This window comes from Jeotgalibaca sp. PTS2502 (assembly GCF_001975685.1).
Taxonomy (GTDB): Bacteria; Bacillota; Bacilli; order Lactobacillales; family Aerococcaceae; genus Jeotgalibaca; species Jeotgalibaca arthritidis.
Window position 1 is genome coordinate 749851 of sequence record NZ_CP019433.1, and the last position, 21896, is coordinate 771746.

Here is a 21896-nt window from a genome sequence, read left to right on the forward strand (position 1 = left end):
ATATACTAGGGCTAAATAAAAAATTAGAAAAACTTTAAACGATTTATTTACCCATTTCTAAAAAATATTGCTACAATTCAATAGAGGAAGTGAGAAATAATGAACTATCCAAATGGAAAACCGTATATAAACAACCAACCTTCTTCAAAGAAAACAAAAGCAGATCGCCCTGTCCAATATGGCAAGCGCGGGATGACATTGGAGGAAGAAATCACACAAGCAAATACGTTTTACTTGGAGCGACAAGTGGCGGTCATTCACAAAAAGCCAACGCCTATCCAAGTTGTCAAAGTGGATTATCCAAAGAGAAGTGCTGCGGTCATTAAAGAAGCTTATTATCGGCAATCATCAACAACTGACTTTAATGGCATTTATCGTGGTTTTTATATTGATTTTGAGGCTAAAGAAACACGCAACAAGCAATCTTTTCCCCTCAAAAACGTCCATGACCATCAAATTATTCATATGGACCACTGTCAAAAACAAGGCGGGATTTGTTTTGTCATGATTCGTTTTTCTGAATTAAATCGTGTTTTTCTATTAGAAAGCCACTTTTTATCAGAGTTTTGGTCCAATCAACATAAAGCTGATGGTCGTAAATCCATTCCCCTGTCGTTTATAGAGGAATATGGCTATGAAATTTCATACGGCTACCAACCCATCCTCGATTATCTAAAAGTTGTTGATGATATTATCAAAAAGAAAACAGAGGTGAATCAACATGCCAAATAATGGGCAAACAAGAGTCTCTAGAAGTCAAAAAAAGCAACCTAAAGGCAGAAAAAAGACGGTAAAAAAGAATAAAAAAGGATTATGGAAGAAACTATTCCTCGGATTAATTGCCATCGGTTTTATTGGTCTTTTATCAGGAGCAGGCCTTTTCTTCTATTATGCATCAAACTCACCAGAAATTAATCGTGATAAGTTAGTTGATACTGTTCCATCACAATTACTTGATATAGATGGTGATGTCTTTATTGAAATTGGGGCTGGATCACAAAACCAAGAATTAGTTAATATGGAAGATATTCCTCAAGTCTTAGCAGATGCGATTATTTCTATTGAAGATCAACGCTTTTATAGCCACATTGGTGTCGATCCGATTCGAATAGCCGGAGCATTGATGGCTAACGTTCGCGGTGGCGGCATTTCTCAGGGTGGAAGTACGATTACTCAGCAGTTAATTAAACTAGCTTACTTCTCTACTTCTGAAGAAGATCAAACCCTTGAACGGAAAGCCCAAGAGGCGTGGATGTCCATTCAATTAGAAAAAGAATTAAATAAAGATGACATTTTAGCGCTCTATATCAATAAGGTTTATATGGCAAACAATGTCTACGGTATGGGAACTGCTGCTGAATATTATTTTGGAAAAGAACTAAGTGAGATTAATTTAAGTGAAGCTGCCATTTTAGCAGGTATGCCACAAGCGCCTTCTTTCTATGATCCTTACCTTAATCCTGAAGAAACAACAGAAAGACGCGACCTTGTTTTATATATGATGGTTGAAAATGAGAAAATAACCCAAGCTGAAGCGCAAGAAGCAATGAGCATATCAGTAGCGGATGGTCTTGTTGATCACTCAAACGATACGGACCTTTCCTTAGTCGTCGATGCATACATTCAACTTGTTATGGACGAGGTAAGAGAAAAAACAGGTTTAGATGTTGAAATGGGTGGTTTAGTTGTTCAAACGAATTTAGATTTAGATGCACAACAACGCTTATATGATATTGTTAACTCCGATGACTACATTACTTTCCCAGATGACGAACTGCAAACAGCGGCCACTATGGTTGATGTTAATACAGGTGCCATTAATGCCGTTATTGGGAATCGGAAAATTAATAATCAATTAGCCGTTAACTACGCTAATCAAACGATTCGAAGTGTCGGATCAACGATCAAGCCGTTGATTGATTTTGCACCGGCGATAGAATACTTAAACTATTCAACTGGTAGCCTGATAGTCGATGAAAGATGGACTTACCCTTCTGATGGTGTTGAGCTCTATAACTACGATAGACTGTTTAAGGGCGATATGACAATCAGAGAATCTTTAGTCGATTCTAGAAACGTGCCTGCAGCAAAACTTCTTCAAGAAGTTGGCTTCGACAATGCTAATTCATTTTTAAATCGCCTAGGCATCAAAATTTATAATGGTAATCAACAGGAACTCGTGGATTCAAATGCCATTGGTGGAGAAATTTCAAATGTTAATCTAGCTGCTGCTTATGGTGCCTTTGCAAATGGTGGTACTTATTATGAGCCATATACCGTTCAATCCGTAACAGCGTCTGACGGCGAAACATTTGAGTTCCAATCATCCGGGACAGAGGCGATGAAGGACTCGACAGCTTATATGGTAACAGATATGCTGAAAGATGTTATTCCACAAAGCGCTCCTGAAGCCGACATTAGCGGTCTAGTACATGCTGGAAAAACAGGTACCACTGACTACTTGGAAAGTGAGTTAGATTCCGTTGGAGGCGTTGGCGTAGATAATATTGGGAAAGATTCTTGGTTTGTTGGTTATACACCAAGTCACTCAATAGCAGTTTGGCTGGGATACGCTCAACCACTGGAATACGGCAATTACCTTGATTATGAAACACGAAAAATTACCCGTTATATTTACAGTGAATTAATGAGTTACGTTTCGCAAGATTTACCCTATGAAGATTGGACGAGACCTGATTCAGTGGTAGAAGCAACTATGGAAAAATTCTCGAATCCAGTTATGAAACCTGGTCCAAACACCCCTTCAAATATGACGATTACAGAATTATTTGTCAAAGGGTTTGAGCCTACTCAAGTTTCTAAAAAATATGGTGAGAAGCTAACCGCACCTACTGGGTTAAAAGCCTCTTACGATAAGGATAAAAAAGAATTAACCATTTCATGGGATGCTTATAAACTAACAGCTGAAGATAATCGTACGCCACAGTTTACTGTTACGGCTGGCGGACAAAGTCAAACGACAACCGAAACAAGAATTGTTCTTAAAAATCCTCAGCCAGGAGATATTGCCATTAGCTTGATCGCTAAAGTTGGTTCTAACAACTCTCCTGCTGCGACTATTACTATAAAGATTGAAGAGGAAAAAAAGGAAGAAAAAGAAGAGGAGAAACCTGAAGAATCTTCAAGCGAAAGCCAGTCTTCAAGTTCTCAAGCAGAAACCTCCTCAGAACCGGCTTCAAGTGTTGAAGAATCAAAACCTGATGAGTCAACTCCTCCAGAAACCCCAGCTCCAGAGGAATCTAGCAGTCAACCTGCTCCAACCGAGCCTGCTGGTTAATAGATGAATACATGAAAGCCGTCAGTTTTCTGCTGACGGCTTTTTTCAGTGAAATCTGTCAAGTAGCACATTTTTCATCGCTCACTCGACATTTCCTACAATGATTTACAAAAAAACAGATTGAAACGTCTCTCGTGATGAGCTTCGTCTCAATCTGTTTGATTTCTATTCTTCTAACCAGTTAAACAGCGGAATCAATTCCTTTTCATCAGTAGGAGCTGATTCTTTATTTTTCGAGTGAGCAAATCGCTTGGTCTCTTCCTTGGCTTGGCTAGAAGAGCGAATATTCTTCTTATCCCATGATAGTAAAATGCGATCGATATATTTCAAGCTATATTTTTGGTTTAAGACTGCTTCCCTTAAAGCTTCTAAAATAATGTCCTGAGAATAATGATCGCGATCGAGCCATTCACCAATGGTTTGCATTTCAATAGGTGTCAAGAGGCGGCCAAATTCTTTCTGGAAGATTTCAAGTAAATTGATTGATTGCTGTTTTTCTTCAAACAGACCTTTTTTACGACTCAGCAATTCTTGCAACTTCTTATATAAAGGTAGTAAAGAATAGCTATCGACAACCTTACCTTGATCATCCTTTTCAGTTGAAATGGAGATAATATTCTTTTGGATAAGGCTATGTAGAATTGAAAAAATATCAGCCTCTGTTCTATCCATGCGGTTAGCTATTTCTGCCATATTTGGAAAAAAAACAGACTGATCAAGATAACTTTGCATCTGAATAATAAAAATTAATTCCGTTTCATCTAAGCCAATTGTCGCATAGTGCTGAAGTAAACTATTATGAATAACTGTTTGGCCACTAGCTAGCCATAATTGAAGTGAATCAGTCATGTTTTAAAACCTCTCTTTTAAAAAAGTGGAACAGCTCTCATAACGAAACTGTTCCACTAACATTATTTATTATGGATAAATACGGTTTAACAAACGTGGGAATGGGCTCGATTCACGAATATGTTCAATTCCTGAAATCCAAGCTACTGTACGTTCTAATCCAAGACCAAATCCAGAATGCGGAACAGAACCATATCTTCTTAAATCTAAATACCAGTTATAATCCTCTAAGCTTAAACCAAATTTCTCAATTTGGTCACTTAGTTTGTCATAATCAACTTCACGTTCACTTCCGCCGATGATTTCACCGTAACCTTCTGGCGCAATCATATCCGCACATAGAACAACGTCATCACGATCTGGGTGTTCTTTCATGTAGAATGGTTTAATTGCTTTCGGATAATTTAAAATAAAGACAGGTCGATCAGATTGGTTAGCGATGAATGTTTCATGTGGTGATCCAAAGTCATCTCCCCACTTAATATCGTCGAAGCCATTCTCATTCACTAACGAAATTGCATCGTCGTAAGAAATACGGTCGTAAGGTAGTTGTGTGTAACGTTTTAGAGCCTCTTTATCACGTTCAAGCACATCTAAATAATAATCACAGTTATCCAATACAGATTGTACTAAGAAGCTAACATAATTTTCTTGAACAATTAAGCTATCGTCTTGAGACATAAATGCCATTTCAGGCTCAATCATCCAAAATTCAATTAAATGACGACGTGTTTTTGATTTCTCAGCACGGAATGTTGGTCCAAAAGAGAAAACTTTTCCAAAAGCCATTGCTGCAGCTTCCATATAGAGCTGACCACTTTGTGATAAGTAAGCCTCTTGGTCAAAATACTCCGTATGAAACAGTTCAGTTGTTCCTTCTGGTGCACTTCCTGTTAAGATAGGTGGGTCAATTTTTAAGAATCCTTCTTTGTTAAAGAATTCATAAGTTGCACGGATAATTTCATTTCTAATTTTCATGATGGCATGTTGTCTACTTGAACGTAACCATAAATGACGGTGGTCCATTAGGAATTCAGTACCATGTTCCTTTGGTGTGATGGGGTAATCATGGCTTTCACCAAGAATTTCAATATTTTGAACAAGTAATTCATAGCCTAATTTTGAACGGCTATCTTCTTGAACAATGCCATGTACAATAACAGATGTTTCTTGTGTTAATGATTTAGCTATGTCGAAAATTTCTTCACCGACATCATTTTTAACAGCAATCCCTTGGAAGTAGTGATCGCCATCTCTTAGTTGTAAGAAGGCAATTTTACCACTACTACGTTTATTTGTTATCCATGCTCCAATTTTTACTTCTTTACCAACAAAATCTTTGGCTTGTTTCATTGTTATTAGTTCCAACAGTTATTTCCCCTTCACGTCAATTAATTGTTTTTTTTCATTTCTATAAACTGTTTCATACGGTTAACAGCCTCGAGTAAAACAGACTCTTCTAATGTATAGCTAATTCGGATAAAGTCTGGTGCTCCAAATCCTTCTCCAGCTACAACCGCGACTCCTGCTTCTTCAATCAAACCGAGAGCAAAATCAGAAACCGATTGATAACCGGTCATCTTAGCAGCTTCACTACAATCAGCAAAGATATAGAAAGCGCCCTGTGGTTTCGTTACTTTGAAGCCAGGTAGCTTTTCAACCAATGGGTAAACATAGTTTAACCGTCCTTCAAAAATCGTTCTCATCTCTTCTACAAAGTCTTGGCTAGAGCTTATTGCTGCTAGTGCACCATATTGACTTGGGCCAGCTGGATTTGATGTAGAATGACTTGAAAGCTCCACCATCTTGTTAATAATGGCTTGATCACCAATCGCATAACCGATCCGCCAGCCGGTCATGGCATAACTTTTCGATACACCATTGATTAAGAAGGTCTGTTTCTTGATTTCATCAGACAATGATGCAATCGAAACAGCTTCATTTCCATTATAGCAAAGACGGTAATAGATTTCGTCCGCAACAATTATCATATCATGTTTTACTGCCCAATTTCCAATCTCTTTTAATTCATCTTTAGAATAAACTGTTCCGGTTGGATTGTTAGGCGAATTAAGAATAATGGCTTTTGTACGAGCGCTTCGTTTTTTTTTCCAATTCTTGAACAGAAACTTTAAAACCGTTGTCCGCTTTTGCTGTTACAATAATAGGAACACCTTCTGCTAGCTTCACTTGTTCTGTATAGCTAACCCAGTAAGGAGATGGAATTAACACTTCATCTTCCTCATCTAGGATGACTTGAAACAAGGTATATAAGGCGTTTTTTGCGCCTTCTGTTACAATAACTTGGCTCGCTTGATAATTTAATCCATCATAAAGACGATGGTAATCAACAATTGCTTGACGAAGTGGCAAAATGCCCGCAGTAGGTGTGTAATGATTTGCCCGATTATCTAGAATAGCTGCAATAGCAGCATCTTTTACAACTTGCGGCGGATTCAAATCTGGTTCTCCAACTGTTAAACTAATAATATCTTTCCCTTTTTCCTTCATCTCTTTTACTTTAGCAGCGGTTGCTAAAGTGGGAGATTCTTCAATCACAGACATTCGTTTTGAAATGTGGAACATCTTCCTAACCCCATTCTATATACTTTGATATTCTTTTAATAGTTCGCCTGTTCTAACTGACAGCCAAACATATTCTAACTGACCATTTGAATCTTTATAAGCAACTTCCCAAAAGGGCTCGTTATCTTCGATACCTAAACGCGCTTCAAGCACCTTAGCAGGTTCTTTTATGGATTTAAGAATAGCCTTGGCTTCATTCTCTGTTACAACTTCTTCAGCATTAAGTACGGTCACGTCCCCACCATCTTGTTTAACTATCACATAGAGGTACTCATTTTCAGTCGTATAACCTGCTACCGTGAAATAAGTATCGTTACTGCCGTTATACCAATAAAAGTTCTCTACTTTCTGAATATCGGCATTCTCTTTAGCAATTTGAGATACTTCTATCTCCGCTTGATCCATCGGTTGTTGCGAATAGAATAAAATAGAATAAGAGCTGACAATTAATACAAAAAGAACAACAATCAGTCCCATTACAATATTTCTCTTCAAAAAAGTACCCTCTTCCATTAATTTTTGCTATAAAAAATCTACTCTCTAATCATACTCAAATTTAGAGGAAAAAGAAATCAGTCACGCTCTTTTTTAGTGAATTCTTTGATTTTAGCCTCGACATTTTCTAATGGCATCGTAATCAATTCACTGCCACTTGGCAATAATTTCTTAATCTTATAAGCATATGAGCTAGCTACAATCCGATTGTCCAAGCAAATAACTAACCCCTCATCACTATCCCTGCGATTAATCCGACCAATTCCTTGCATAAGCTTAGATAGCATTTTTGGTAATAAATCCTGTTTAAAACTATTTTTTGAAACACGTTCTAAGTAAGCAGATATGGCTAAGTTTTCAGGGCTAGCTGGCGACTCAAATGGCAGTCGTGTAATAACTAAGACATCAATAGACTGGTCTGGAAAGTCAATGCCTTCCCAATACATGCCGCTTCCTAACAAAACAGCCTGACTAGACTCAGAAAAACGTCTGAAAATCCGTTTTCTACTCCCGCTGAATCCTTGTGCTAATACTTCTATCTCATTATCTCGGTAAGCAGCGTTACTCCGAACATGATTAAAGACATCCTCTAATGCTTGATTGGCATTAAAGAGCATCAACATTTTATGCGGGCTTTCAGTTGCCGTTTCCACAATAAACCGAGCAATTGAGTTTGTCCATTTTTGATAATTTGTCTCATGCAAGTTAGGAATATCAGACGGAACAAGGATAGTCATATTCTTTTGGATCTCATTATTAAACGAATAAGTGTAATCAGCTAATTTTTCAATTCCTAGTTTTCTTGCAGAGTAACCTTTCGCTTCTTCTGTCATTAAGGTCGCACTAATATAGGCTGTTTTTAAGAACGTTTCTTGAATCTGCTCTTGCAATTGATGACCGCTATTCCAGTTTGCTTTTTTTAAGGTATAAAAAAGATGAACTGCTTGCATATCAATCTCTAAAGAAACATAGTCAAATTCTGATAAATCAGCAAAAGAAAGCAAATGACAGCTCAGCTTCTCAATTTTAATAATCAGATTTTGAACACGTTTGTTAAACTCAGATTCTTCGTAACTACCCGTTGAATCAAGATACCGTTTTGCAGTCAAGACAACCTCATCGATATGATGACTGAATTTCTTTAGTATTCGTTTGAAGAAAACATCTGCTATGACGGCTGAATCTAAGTTAACCTTCCGATCAATCATGTCATGTTTTGTCTGTTCACTTAAATAATCTTCAAGGTTTTCTAAACTCATCGCTAATTGGCCTAGGGCGAATTCAACATTAATCAACTCATAGTGAGGAAAGGCTTGAGTGGCTCTACTCTCTAAATGCTCACGGTAGGTTCTCACATCTATAGAGAATTTCTCGATTTTTCGTTTAGACATGGTGATAGGTAGAGAAACGCTCTTATTTTCTTGATAAATATCAGGTAAGCGGTGAGCTTCGTCTACCAACAAATATGGTTTTTTTATTTTTGATAATTCCTTAATCCTATCAAAATGATGCGTTAAAAAAGCATGGTTCGTCACTAATATACTAGCTTCTTCAGCCTCTTGATGATAATGATATAAAAAATCAACCTCATGCCACTTTCCCCCAATAGGCTCATCATTATGCTGATACGAAACGGCTTCAAGTAAAGCAGATGTTTGGTGACTGTTACTTAATTCTGACAAATCACCCGTATTTGTTTCTGTTAGCCAGACAAATAAACTCATAGCGACAAGTCCATCCATAGTTGAGAGATTATCTAAGGCAGTTTTAGCGAATCGTTCCAAATGAATAAAATGGGTCTTGCTCTTTAATGAAGCGACATTTGCTTTAAAAGGTAAATAAGCTATTAAACGTTCTAGAGTGGCCTGTAATTGCTCTTGCAACAATAAGGTTGAACTACTGATGACCACTTTTTGATCAGGATCAGCTGCCAGTAATGAAGGAATCAAATAGGCATAAGTCTTCCCCATTCCTGCTGGTGCCTCAACGGCTAGAATTGTTTCATCATCCTTGAAGAATGAGTCAATCATCGTCATCATTTTGGCTTGAGGTGGTCGGTAACGGTAATTAAGTTTATTTAAAAAGTCAGAATCAAGAAAGCCTTCAATAGCAAGTGTTTCTTTCACTCGATGAGCAGTTTGTTCATTAAAAGTGGTTTTCTTTTTAAGGGCAATTCCTTCCACAACAATAAGCTCATTAGATAGTTCTGCTTTTATTTCTAATGCCATTGTTAAACAGCCATCAAAAAATAAAGAGGTATCTTTCTGAGTGTGCTCAGCAAGTTGTGCCAGCTTTTCTAGTGTCACTAATGGTAATTCCACTGCTTTTTTCATGAGTAATAAGAACAACTCAGCGGTTGCTCGCGCATCTCCTGCTGCATCATGAATATTTGTATGGTCGATATCGAATTGCTTAGATAAGTCCGATAATCGATAGCTGTGACAAGTCGGATATAATATCTTTGTCAATTCAACGGTATCAATTCCTTTTTGAGTAAGTGGTGGCAATCCCGCATCCACAAATGATTCATTTAAAAACACATAATCAAAACCAATGTTATGGGCTACAATGATGCAGCCGTCTAATAGACTATAAAGATAGTCAGCCACATCTTCAAAATAAGGGGCATCTCTAACATCTTTGTTACTAAATCCAGTTAATTCTCTGATGAGTGGTGGAATCGTTTGACCTGGATTGACCACCACATTATAGTCTTGAATCAATTGCTTGTCTTGAATCAAGCTAATACCTATTTGGAATATTTTATGTCCTTTTCGATAACTCGAACCTGTCGTCTCCAAATCAACAACAGCATAAATTTCATTCTTATAGCTCATTTTATACTGCTCCAATTCACATATCTGTACTTATTTATTTTACTAAAAAAATAGCAATAGTTGTAGTCTTTCACGCAAAGATTCCATAAAATAAGCAAAAAGAAAAGAGCCTTATCGTTAGATAAGACTCAATTGAATGATGATAATTAGTTTTCAGGATAAATTTCATTGACATCTTTATGAGGATCAATCACAATGTAAAGCTTACCATCACCAACTTTTGATGATTGATATTCATTATCGTTGCCATCAGTGTCTAGAGCTTTGTATGGGAAATAAATACGGTCGCTTTGAACAATAACATCTGACTTTGGATGATCTTCATCTTGGTAAAGAATATCCATCATTTCAATATCTTGATATTTTCTTACGCGGTCAAACATACCCGCTTCGATTCCACCCAAGTTAATATCAACTGATTTAACATGGTCTGCTTCTTGATAAATTTCAATTCTTAAAGATTCACATGGATGAATTTCTTGGAATTCACTGTTTCCAATACGACCATATGATGTTGTCACTTGTTTTATCCACAAGTCACCTATATTTTCACGACTAATTGTCCAAGTTTCACCGTTACGGAAAATAAATTTCAAGCTTGACATTACTTTTTTCATTTTCTCACTCCTGACTTATCTTTCATATGAATATTTTATCACAATTTACATAAAATGAAAAGACATAACTCAAAAAATTAAAATGCTTTTATCTATTTAAAGGTATTTTTTTACTTGTCGAACAAAACGACATTTTGTTAAAAAAATCATAAACTTTTCTTTTTAATGATTTTCCGCTTATGTTCCCCAATGGCAATAATGTCATCATCACTGCGAACGACAAGCGAAAACGAATAGGCCTTGCTTGATAATTCTTTTATTCTGCTTTCGATTTCCACGTTAGATCCTAATCCTGTTGTTGAGTGATAATTCAACCTGATGAAGTGACTGACAGAAGCATCATCATCTTCCAATAACCCTTCTATCATCGCTTTACAAGCTTCTTCGATATAAGAGATTAATCGTGAAGAGGATAAAAAAGCATGGTCTTTAAAGTCGAATGAATCATCACAGTCTTCCTTTTTTACAGTAAAGTTGCTATAACTTACTTCATCTAAATAAATGGAACGTCTTTTAATGATAAAATCTTTAATAGCCAATTCATCATTAACAAGCTGTTGGTTGATAATCCGTTTCTTGACATCATTTAAAATGACACCCAAATATGGACCGCCACGATTAAAACCAAGTAATTGGATAACATCATTCCCATTTATCTTCATATCTTGAACAGAATGAATTGGAAGAGTTTTATCTAGTGCTAATAGACGGTTCATATCATTTTCGATGCCAAATCCAGTAACAATATGCTCGATTTCTAAGGCAATATCAACACCTGTTTCGAATAATAGCTGGTTGTCCCAGAAATACTCTAAACGGGCTCTTAGAGCTGTTAGAGCTATTCTAACGTTAGTTATTTCCTTATTTGACAGCTTCCACGCTCTTAAAAACCCTGTCGCTTCCTCATCTGTAATCTTTAAAAAATAAAGAAGGACCGTCCACGCCATAAGTGGCGACTGAAATTGAAGTGGAAATAAGGCAAGATCAATTAAATCGTCTCCTCTATTTTGGAATCCTGGGCACATTTGGAATAAGCGTGTTTCTACAAAAAACTTGATCCCTCCCTTTCTATTCCGACCGATTAGGAGTTTTGTCCATTCTTCTCGTGTCCGTTCGACAGCAATTTTTGAAAGTAACGGATGATAGTAGCAAACTGCTTCTTTGGTATTCTCTTCTACTTCAAACGCTAACTGGCTCATAAAGCGTGCTGCTCGCATCATTCTTAATGCATCTTCACGGAATCGTTCAGAGGGATTACCTACTGCTCGGATAATCTTTGCTTTTATGTCCCGCTGTCCATCAAAAGGATCTTCCAATTGGCCTTGGCGGTTTAATGCTATCGCGTTAATCGTAAAATCACGTCGTTTGAGATCCTCTCTCAAACTCCTCACATAATTTACTTTTTCAGGTCGTCGAAATTTTTCGTACTTTGATTCTGTTCGAAAAGTCGTAATTTCATATGTTTCTTTTTCATGTAAAACCATTACGGTACCGTGTTGAATTCCGACATCAAACGTCACTGGGAAGAAGCGTTTAATTTCTTCCGGAGTTGCGCTACTAGCAATATCCACATCTGAAATGGGTAGGCCTAATAAGGTATCTCGGACACCCCCACCTACAAAATAAGCTTCATAACCCTCTTTTTCAATTCGTTCTAAAATAGAGGATGCTTTATTAAATTCAGGTATTTGCTTTATATTAATCATGTCAAATCCAATCTATTACTCTTAGAGCGAGTAATCTATATCTTATTTTTTTCATCCATTGCTTTTAACTCTTTTGTATATAAGTTAAAATCGTCTTGATTCTTATCAACAAGCGCTTGATCAATCAAAATCAAGAGTTGATTTTTTCTTTCTTGCCAAGATAAACGTATCAATGATTCTTCAACACGAGCAATCAGCTCTGATGAAAATTGATCTTCTCCTTCTAAAAATGGGTTCTCTTCAAGTACACCATAACGAGACTGAATGTGATAGGCATCATTAAAATAGAGCTCTAGGAAAAAATCTTCTTTCCAGTTCAAACGTAGGTCATGAAAAGCTTGTTCCGGATCATCAAACCGTTTACCTTCCTTAAAATAAACGAATGGCTCATTGGAGCTACCAACAGTCGCTAGCCCCATACCTCGGTTTGTTAAGGCGATGTTTTCAACAAAATGGATGTTTTTTAGCAGCAGTTCATGATTTAATAAGTAGTTTAAAATCCATAGTGATTCTCTTCTTTTGAGCTGGTAATTTTGGATAAACCATGTAATGAATGATTTCTTTTCTTCCAGAGTTGGCCGTTTCATATTCTCCTCCCCTTTCGGTTATTAGTCACCCGCTAATAAATGGTCTCTTAGTTCATTGAAATAAGGATGATTGGCATCTAACATTAGCGCCTTGGCTACTAATTCTGCTAATTTCTCTTGGTTTCCTTCTTCTCTTAAAAAGTCACTGTAGTCTTCTAAGAAGGATAAGTTATCTGCTAATGTCAGATAGGCTTGTTCAAACGATAACGCTGCCTTGTCGTAATTTTCAAGTTCATTATAAGCTTTTGCTAATCGCCATTGAAATTGTGGATTTTGCTTATTGGCTTCATCCTCAACTTCAATCACGTTGACGACTTCCTCAAAAGCATCTTTACCGATCAACAAATCTAACTTTAGCAACTGAGCTTCCATTAAATCTGGCTCTAATCCCAGTGCACGGTCTAGAGCAGCTTCTGCTTCTACCTTATTATCTAACTTAAGGTTTAATTTAGCTTCTAATAAATAATAATCTGCTTGGAAGGCGTTGACAGCAATCGCTCGCTTGACCATTTCAAGCGACTCTTGATGTTGATGGTCTTCATCTAATGAGACTGCTAAATAGTAGTAAGCCGTATTGTAGTCAGGATCCTTCTCAAGTAGCTGTTCAAAAATTTTAATAGATCGGTTATACTGCTTGACTTGCAAATAAGCAAATCCCAGCTGGAATAAACTATCAGACGTATGTTGGTCATCATACAGTTGCTCCAGATACTCAATCCCTTCTTCAAAATTACCAATCACATTATGGCAGTCTGCTAATAAAATAAATAGGTTTTCTTGCCACATAGTTACGGTGTCTTTTTCAACTAAATCTTCATAGAGACTAATGGCTTCTTTATATTTTCCATTTGAATGATATAACTGTGCCAGCGCATAAGTTAAGACAACTTCATCTGTCAAGATTTTCATAGCTTCTTTAATCTTGTATTCACTAACTTCGTATAGTCCCATTGTTTGATAAGCATCTGCCATCATTAATAAGGCGTTTGGATATAAGTCACTCGTTTGATCGACTTGGAGAAGAATATCCAGTCCATCCTCAATCCGATTTTGATCAATCGCAATTTCGGCCAAGAATAAATCCCATTCAGTTAAACCCGGAGCTATTTCTTTTAGTAAATCATAAACGTCCTTAGCTTGGTCTAAAAAACCTGCTAAGTGTAAGGCTTGACCGAATTCTGCAAGTCCATTGACATCTTGCTCTTCCTTCGACTGCTTAAGCGATTGTTCAAAATGAACGAACGCTTCCTCTTGTTCATTGAGCCTGATTGCTTCAAACATTTTTTTTGCTTCATTATTCAATACGTCCACCTACCCTATGCTTCTGAATTCATTTTACCACAATCTTAAATTTCTGTAAGTAAATGGCTATTTTTAGACAATAAAAAAACCGAAGACATCATGTCTTCGGCCTAGATAAGTTTAATTACCCTTTAACTGCATCTTTCAATGCTTTACCTGGTTTGAAAGCAGGTACTTTAGTTGCTTCGATTTGGATTTCTTCCCCTGTTTGAGGGTTACGTCCCTTACGAGCAGCACGGTCACGTACTTCAAAGTTACCAAATCCGATAACTTGAACTTTTTCACCGTTTTGTAAAGCTTCTTGAATTGCTTCGAATAATGCATCTACAGTAGCTGTAACTTCCTTTTTTGTAAGGTTTGTTTTATCAGCAACGCGTTCTACTAATTCAGCTTTGTTTGTCATGTTGTTTTCACCTCCTGCCAAAAAAAGAAGATCCATGCTTTTATAGCTATCTATTAAAAAACATGATGAACTACTTTTGAGTGGTCCAAAAATAGTGAAGGACTACCAACTTTTCATCGGTAATTCCTAATACAGAATATCATAGAATAGTTGGTACTGCAATGATTATAACGTTTTTTCGACCGTAATTTCACTTTATTTCTTTTGTCTTGCAATAATTCTAAATGGTGTACCATCAAAACTAAAGGTGTTCCGAATTTGATTTTCAATAAAGCGCTCATAAGAAAAATGGAGTAACTCTGGATCATTTACAAACAAGACAAATGTTGGTGGTTTAGAGCCAACTTGTGTCATATAATAAATTTTCAAGCGTCTTCCTTTGTCAGTTGGCGTAGGATTTCTCGCAATAGCATCCATTAGGACATCATTCAATAGCGATGACGAAATACGACGATTTTGAGATTCGCTAACCTCTTTAATTTTTTCAGGAATTTGAACAAGTCGTTGTTTAGTTAACGCTGATACATAAATAATAGGCGCATAAGATAAATATTGAAACTCATCACGAATTTTTTCTTCAAACTTATTCATCGTGTGATTATCTTTTTCAATTTTATCCCACTTGTTAACGACAATTACAATACCCTTTCCTGCATCATGAGCATAACCGGCGACACGTTTATCTTGTTCTTGAATACCTTCTTCAGCATTCAACACCATTAAGACAATATCAGAGCGGTCAATCGCACGCATAGCACGCATCACACTGAATTTCTCAGTTGATTCTGTTACCTTTCCACGTTTACGAATTCCAGCCGTATCAATCATTTTAAATTTGACACCTTCGTCGTCAACAAAGCTTGTATCAATGGCATCACGCGTTGTACCTGCAATGTCTGATACAATCACGCGGTCTTCGCCTAAAATGGCATTCACAAGCGATGATTTCCCAACATTTGGTCGACCAATTAAACAGAAATTAATCACATCATCTTCATCTTGGAAATGTTCTTCCGGTGGCAACTCAGATACAACAGCATCCAACAAGTCACCTAGGCCTAAACCGTGGCTTCCTGAAATCGGATAAGGTTCGCCTAATCCTAAGCTATAAAAATCAAAAATATCAGCACGCATCTCTGGATTATCCGCTTTGTTAACTGCAAGTATCACCGGTTTACCAGATTGATAAAGTAAGCGTGCAACGTTCTCATCACCTTCTGTTACACCTTCACGTACACTGGTGATAAAGACAATAATATCAGCTTCTTCCATTGCAACTTGAGCCTGCAATTTAATTTGGCTCATAAATGGTTCATCCTTTAAATCAATTCCACCTGTATCGATGATATCAAATGTACGGCCTAACCATTCACCTTCAGCATAAATTCGGTCTCTCGTCACTCCAGGAATATCTTCAACGATGGAAATCCTTTCTCCCGCAAGACGATTAAAAATAGTCGATTTTCCGACGTTTGGTCTTCCTACAATTGCAATAACAGGATTCGGCATTTTCATCACTCCCAAATTTTATTTAATCCATAAAAAAGGACATGGATAGACATCCATGTCCTATCAGCATTTTGTTTATTCGTTATCCTGCAAGTCTTTTAGTTGTTCTCCAAGAACATCACCTAATGTAAAGGATGAGTCAGATTCATCTTCATAAGATCCTGTATACTCTTCTACAGTTTTAGATGATGCTTCTTCTTCTTTTTGAGCTTGCAAAGCTTTGATGCTCAGTGATAGTCGGTGTTCTTCTGGTTTAACGTCTAACACTTTCACTTCAATTTCTTGGCCTTCTTCTAGAACTTCATGAGGCGTTGCAATATGTTGGTGAGAAATTTGAGAAATATGAACTAATCCTTCTACACCTGGGAATACTTCAACAAACGCACCAAAACTAGTTAAACGCTTAACAGTTCCTGTTAATACGGAATCAACAGCTGCTTTTTCTTCAACTAATTCCCATGGTCCTGGTAGTGTATCCTTGATACTTAATGATACACGGCCACGTTCTTTATCTACTGATAATACTTTAACTGTTACTTTTTCTCCGATCGTTAGCACATCACCTGGGTTGTTCACATGTTCGTGAGCAATTTGAGAGATATGAACAAGTCCATCAACGCCACCAAGGTCAATAAATGCCCCAAAGTTTGTTAAACGAGCCACTGTTCCTTCTACTGTGTCCCCTTCAGCTAATTTAGACATTACTTCTTCACTCATTGTTTCTTTTTCAGCTTCAACAACTGCTTTGTGAGATAGAATTAGACGATTTTCGCTTGGCTCCAATTCAACAATCTTGAATGTCATTGTTTTTCCTTTGTAGCTAGAGAAATCTTCTACAAAGTATTCTTCTACCATTGATGCCGGTACGAAACCACGAACACCAACATCAACAACTAAACCACCTTTAACAACTTCTTTAACAGGTGCTTCAATGTACTCATTATTGTCATATTTTTCTTGTATATCTTTCCAAACTTTTTTAGCGTCTAGACGACGTTTAGATAATAAGAAGCTGCCATTTTCTTTGTCTTTAATTTGTTTAATAACGACTAAGTCAACAACATCGCCAACATTAATCACTTCTTTGATGTCATCAAAAGGTTTCGCAGATAGCTCTTTGTAAGGAATAACACCTTCTACGCCTCGTCCGCTAATACCAACAATAGCTTGGTTATCTTCAATTGTTAGGACTTCTCCTTGAACCGTATCTCCAACCTCAAGTGGTGGATATGCGTCCAACATTTGATCCATCGTTACTAATTCTTCTTCATTTGCTTGTGAATGCTCTTTAATATCTGCCATATGCCTATTCCTCCTAGTATCATTCTTACGCAAGTTTATCCGCTCAAATTTCCAAACAGACAAACAATTGAAAACGTATAACCATATAGAATCATTTTAACATTTTCTTGATATATCGTCCAGTAATGTCGAATTTAGAACCCTCTTTGGCAGGATTATTTTAGTTTTTTTAATCTTTCTTTAGCCAATCTAAGAACTTCTTCAACGACTTGTTCAATTGTTAGGTGAGTTGAATCTAATTCAATTGCATCTTCTGCCTTTTTCAAAGGTGAGGCTGTACGAGTTGAATCATAATGATCCCGTTCGATCAGCTCTGTCGTTAATTGTTCTAAGGAAACTGACATGCCTTTGTCAATTGACTCTTTATACCGTCTTAGTGCACGTTCTTCTGCAGATGCGATCAGGAAAACCTTCAAATCAGCTGCTGGTAAAACAACCGTTCCGATGTCACGACCATCCATCACAATTTCTCCTGTTTTAGCAATGTGTTGCTGGCGTGCAACCATTTCCGCTCTTACCTTTTCATGGGAAGAAACTAAGCTCACATTTTGAGTGACGTCTTTTTCTCTAATTCGGTCAGTAACATCTTCTCCGTTAACAAAGACTTTTTGTTGGTCGCCCTCATATGAGAAAGTAATCTCAATTGTATTTAATAGAGAGACTAATGCCGCTTCGTCCTCTAATACTAACTCAGCTTTTAAAGCTACATAAGTCAACGAACGATACATTGCTCCTGTATCGAGGTAGATAAAGCCAAGATGACTAGCTACTTTTTTAGCGATGGTACTTTTACCGGCAGATGCCGGTCCATCAATTGCAATACTGAAATTTTTCAAGGTTTTCCTCCAAATAGTGATATAGTTACTCAAAAACCAAGGTCTGCGTTTAACGCAGACCTAAGGGGATTTCTATTATTTAACTTTTAAAACGACGCCAATTTCTGCTACTTCGCTCGTTAAGCCATTTGCTTCTTTTAATTCATCCAAAGTCATACCATGATTAACCGCAATGCGATATAAATTATCGCCAGCTTTAATCGTATATGTATTTGAATAAACACCATCATTAGGCTCTTCTTCCACTGGTGTTGATTCAACTGGTGGTGTTGCTTCTGATGAAGGAGTTGAACTTTCTGGTTTTTCTTCAGATTCGATTGGACGAGATTCAGATGATTGTTCGTCTACTGACTCAGATGAGGATACCGATTCTTCACTAGATTCCTCCTCTGAAGAAACCTGACTTCCAGATGCCGACTGAGCTGATTGTGGTTTTTTAACCATTACTTGTTCAGCAGTCTGTGGTTCAGGATCTTTTTTAGTTTTTTCACTCCATGCATAAGTTGCAAACGGGATGACAAGTACAGCGAGAAAGACAAATAGAATAACCTTATATAAAGGAGCTACTTCTTTTTTCTTATAATTTCTGGCAGAACGTGAATATTGACGGGTATTGTTGCTATCGTCTTCTCCAAAGCGTCTAGACCAAGGCTCTTCTTGATTATTATTTTTCTTACTCATCCACTTTCCTCCTAAAACTTCATCGACCTTATTGTAGCACATTTAATCTACTAAAAAAGTTATTTTTTTAAATCAAACAGTTCTTTAATCAATTCTTTCCAATTTGTTAATGTTTTTTCTTGCTGACTAACTAATACACGCTGACTAGACAATGCCTGTAATAAAGGCTGGTTATCCGGCTGACAATGTGAACAGCACCACATTGGTTTCTCTTGGGTATCGTGTTCAAAATATCGCGAAATAACATCCCTTCGACACTGATTAGCTTCAATAAACTGCTGCATGGCTTTTAATTGATTTGTTCGGATGAGTGTACGGTTTTCAACAAAGTCAAGTGCTTGGTCACTAGTCATCTGTTTATAGCGAATGATTTGCAACATGGCTTGATCAGCATCTGATAGATTAACCAGTTGAGAGTCCCTCGTTTGAAGCAAGGTGTCCAATACACCCTTTGTTAAGGCTGTCTCAATCGTTTTTCTGTATTTAAAGGACAAGTCTGTATAGCTGTATAACAAAGTAGCAATACTCTGTTTGCCATCACGCCCCGCTCGACCAACCTCCTGAATATATTCTTCTACGGTATTAGGTAGGTGGTAATGAATAATACTGCGGATATTCTCTTTGTTAATTCCCATTCCAAAAGCGGATGTCGCACAAATTACATCTAACTTATTGCTCAAAAACTGCCTCTGGATAGTTGTCCTGTCTTCTGAGCTACGATCAGCATGATAGGTGTCCACCTTAAGTTGTGTTCGGTCGCTAATTAACTGGCTAACGCTATCAGCTTGTTTTTTACTAGAAAAGTAAATAACCGCTGGCATCGGATAATCTGCCAGTAACCTTATGAGTTGATCATCCTTCTCTTGTGGATGAATTTCCATAATGTGATAAAAAATATTCGAGCGATTAGGGTCTGTTCGGTCTAACATAACATTATCCTTTAAGTGTAATGTTTCTTGAATATCACTAATCACCGTTCGAGGCGCTGTTGCTGTTAGCGCAAGGGTGCGTGGATAAGCGAGTTTGCTCCGAACATCTCCTAAATACAAATAATCCGGTCTAAAATCTTGTCCCCACTGGGAGATACAATGCGCTTCATCAACGACAAATAATCCGATTTTAATCTCACTCAGTAATGACATAAAATAAGAGGACTGTAACATTTCTGGTGATACAAATAAAAATTTATATTGACCTAAATGTTGTTCAATATAGTGGCGTTCTGGACGAGATAGCATACTATTGAGAGCTGCTGTTCGTTTCTCTCCTGCTAATCGCATCTGAGCAACTTGATTATCCATGAGTGATAATAAAGGTGAAACGATTAGAACCATCCCGTCTAACATATAGCCAGTAAATTGATAGATAAGTGATTTCCCTGTTCCAGTTGGAAGAACTGAAATAACATTTTTGCCGTTAAGTAATGCTTGAATCGCTTCTTTTTGCCCTGTTTTAAAGTGGTCAAAACCAAACTGGTCGGATAAGATGAGTTCAAGATTTAGTTCTTCCACACTAGTCCTCCTCCATTCATAATTTGCATCAAACGATTTTCAAAAAAACTAATCTTCGGAAAATGGCTTTGAATAGCTTGATAATCCAAGGCTAGACCCTCATTGTTTGCTTCAGTTACAAAGGTCATCATCTCTGCCGTTAAAATTTTATCGAACGGAAAATGACGATACAAAATCGCAATTTCTGATAGATGATCATTTATTGTTGAAGCTTTTAAGTCTCTCATATGAGCAATTCTATCCAATTGATGACCTGCCATCCATAATACATATGTATCCCTTGTACTTGGGGGACATAATCGCCCTTCTAAGGATAATTGCTGATAGATGTGAGAGATGAGTGGGAAGCTGTGTTCTTTAAGCGAAACAGCATCCATTAGCCTTAACCAATCTTGATGCCAAGCCATTAAAATTTCTGTTTCTTCTAACCCAGTTGATAACGAAAGCTGATTTGCTGTTTTTCGACTAATCCTATTCCCTTCAAATTGACAAACGAATAGTTCTGCCTGAAGTCCGTCAACCTCTTCCAACAATCGAATGAGTTCATGTCCCAGTTTCTTTGCTAATACATCTTTTTTGATTTGCTGTTCTTTAATATAACTTTTAAGCCAATTTTGCTCTGTTAATCGTAATTGCAGAGGCACGTAATGGTTATTTTTATGAGCTGATTCTGATGAAACTTGAATCAAGAATAAAAAACGACTTTTAAATTGTGGTAAAATTAAAGCATGCCTCATCTGACCACTTTCTATCATTCTAGTATGGTTTCTGAAAAAATCTTCACAAAGCTTTTGACCCTTTTGTGTCAATAGAAGGCCTTCAGTTGTTGATGTTAATAAGCCAACTTGTTCAAAATAATTAAGCTTATTTTCAAAACGATCACGTTTCAATTTACCGAATAAGCCGTAGTAAGACGCCAATTGATAACGGATAGCTTGTAACATGACGGATACCGTTCTCTTGCCAGATACAATATGGTAAAGTGAATTTGTTTTTCTAGGCTCTTTCATTGAAAAAATATCTAAAAACAGATAATCTAAATATGTGAGTTCCACAATTGCACCTACCTCTTTACAGAAAGTTGTGTTCTTATGCATTATACCAAAATTAACAGGGAAAGTTGTATTGCTTGCGGATTATGCCAATTAATAGCGCCAGATTTATATGAGTATGATCAAGATGGCATAGCCTATACAAAAAAAGACAACAATAAAGGTATCATTGCTGTCGAAAACGATGAATTAGACGTATTCAAAAAAGCATATACGAGTTGCCCAACTGGCGCAATTATTCGTTCTAATACGCCATTTGAATAATAAAAAATGAGGTTGGAAAAAATCCAACCTCATTTTTGTTATTCATTATCCTAATTAGTCA

Annotated in this window: 18 protein-coding genes and 1 pseudogene; 3 read left to right on the forward strand and 16 right to left on the reverse strand. The window is 37.0% G+C overall.

Annotated features, from left to right (window positions below):
• Positions 1-99: 99 nt before the first annotated feature.
• Together recU and BW721_RS03705 are read left to right on the forward strand one after the other, a co-directional pair.
• The gene (recU, locus tag BW721_RS03700; protein ID WP_076766232.1) at positions 100-732 is read left to right on the forward strand and encodes a Holliday junction resolvase RecU; all 633 of its coding nucleotides are present in this window, start codon (positions 100-102) and stop codon (positions 730-732) included.
• Positions 722-3298 (forward strand): PBP1A family penicillin-binding protein, encoded by a 2577-nt coding sequence (locus tag BW721_RS03705; RefSeq protein WP_076766234.1) that lies wholly within the window; start codon positions 722-724, stop codon positions 3296-3298. Before recU ends, BW721_RS03705 begins: the two co-directional genes overlap by 11 nt.
• A 165-nt stretch (positions 3299-3463) precedes the next feature.
• On the opposite strand, the gene BW721_RS03710 is transcribed toward BW721_RS03705, so the two are convergent.
• The 16 genes and pseudogenes from BW721_RS03710 to BW721_RS03785 form a co-directional block, all read right to left on the reverse strand.
• Positions 3464-4147, reverse strand: coding sequence for a DnaD domain-containing protein (locus BW721_RS03710; protein ID WP_076766236.1), 684 nt, complete (start codon positions 4145-4147; stop codon positions 3464-3466).
• A gap of 69 nt (positions 4148-4216) precedes the next feature.
• Positions 4217-5500: an asparagine--tRNA ligase gene (gene asnS, locus BW721_RS03715; RefSeq protein ID WP_442905239.1), complete on the reverse strand. Its 1284-nt coding sequence runs from the start codon at positions 5498-5500 to the stop codon at positions 4217-4219.
• A 38-nt stretch (positions 5501-5538) separates the two neighbouring features.
• Positions 5539-6733, reverse strand: a pseudogene (locus BW721_RS03720) (pyridoxal phosphate-dependent aminotransferase).
• Between the two features lie 15 nt (positions 6734-6748).
• Complete coding sequence (locus tag BW721_RS03725; protein WP_076766240.1) at positions 6749-7228, reverse strand: cell wall elongation regulator TseB-like domain-containing protein; 480 nt, start codon at positions 7226-7228, stop codon at positions 6749-6751.
• A 77-nt stretch (positions 7229-7305) separates the two neighbouring features.
• Positions 7306-10065 carry a helicase C-terminal domain-containing protein gene (locus tag BW721_RS03730; protein ID WP_076766242.1) on the reverse strand — a complete coding sequence of 920 codons (2760 nt, stop codon included), beginning with the start codon at positions 10063-10065 and terminating at the stop codon, positions 7306-7308.
• A 146-nt stretch (positions 10066-10211) separates the two neighbouring features.
• On the reverse strand, positions 10212-10682 hold the full coding sequence (locus BW721_RS03735; protein ID WP_076766244.1) for a hypothetical protein: 471 nt from the start codon (positions 10680-10682) through the stop codon (positions 10212-10214).
• A gap of 146 nt (positions 10683-10828) precedes the next feature.
• The gene (locus tag BW721_RS03740) at positions 10829-12388 is read right to left on the reverse strand and encodes a CCA tRNA nucleotidyltransferase (protein WP_076766246.1); all 1560 of its coding nucleotides are present in this window, start codon (positions 12386-12388) and stop codon (positions 10829-10831) included.
• Positions 12389-12423: 35 nt separating this feature from the next.
• Positions 12424-12975 carry a YpiB family protein gene (locus BW721_RS03745; RefSeq protein ID WP_076766247.1) on the reverse strand — a complete coding sequence of 184 codons (552 nt, stop codon included), beginning with the start codon at positions 12973-12975 and terminating at the stop codon, positions 12424-12426.
• A gap of 21 nt (positions 12976-12996) precedes the next feature.
• Positions 12997-14277: a tetratricopeptide repeat protein gene (locus BW721_RS03750; protein ID WP_076766249.1), complete on the reverse strand. Its 1281-nt coding sequence runs from the start codon at positions 14275-14277 to the stop codon at positions 12997-12999.
• Between the two features lie 124 nt (positions 14278-14401).
• Positions 14402-14680, reverse strand: a complete 279-nt coding sequence (locus BW721_RS03755; protein WP_076766251.1) for an HU family DNA-binding protein — start codon at positions 14678-14680, stop codon at positions 14402-14404.
• A 195-nt stretch (positions 14681-14875) separates the two neighbouring features.
• Positions 14876-16189: a ribosome biogenesis GTPase Der gene (gene der / locus BW721_RS03760; protein ID WP_076766253.1), complete on the reverse strand. Its 1314-nt coding sequence runs from the start codon at positions 16187-16189 to the stop codon at positions 14876-14878.
• A 75-nt stretch (positions 16190-16264) separates the two neighbouring features.
• Entirely contained in the window at positions 16265-17491 is a 1227-nt protein-coding gene (gene rpsA / locus BW721_RS03765; RefSeq protein ID WP_076766255.1) for a 30S ribosomal protein S1, read from the reverse strand.
• A gap of 155 nt (positions 17492-17646) precedes the next feature.
• Complete coding sequence (gene cmk / locus BW721_RS03770; RefSeq protein WP_076766256.1) at positions 17647-18327, reverse strand: (d)CMP kinase; 681 nt, start codon at positions 18325-18327, stop codon at positions 17647-17649.
• Positions 18328-18402: 75 nt separating this feature from the next.
• A complete protein-coding gene (locus BW721_RS03775; protein WP_076766258.1) occupies positions 18403-19008 on the reverse strand; it encodes a LysM peptidoglycan-binding domain-containing protein in 606 nt (201 codons plus the stop codon).
• Positions 19009-19067: 59 nt separating this feature from the next.
• On the reverse strand, positions 19068-20519 hold the full coding sequence (locus BW721_RS03780) for a RecQ family ATP-dependent DNA helicase (RefSeq protein ID WP_076766260.1): 1452 nt from the start codon (positions 20517-20519) through the stop codon (positions 19068-19070).
• A complete protein-coding gene (locus tag BW721_RS03785; RefSeq protein ID WP_076766262.1) occupies positions 20507-21574 on the reverse strand; it encodes a helix-turn-helix domain-containing protein in 1068 nt (355 codons plus the stop codon). The genes BW721_RS03780 and BW721_RS03785 overlap by 13 nt, the downstream gene beginning before the upstream one ends.
• 36 nt (positions 21575-21610) lie before the next feature.
• Between BW721_RS03785 and BW721_RS03790 the strand changes: the two genes are divergently transcribed.
• Positions 21611-21835, forward strand: coding sequence for a ferredoxin (locus BW721_RS03790; protein ID WP_076766264.1), 225 nt, complete (start codon positions 21611-21613; stop codon positions 21833-21835).
• The last annotated feature ends 61 nt before the right edge of the window (positions 21836-21896 follow it).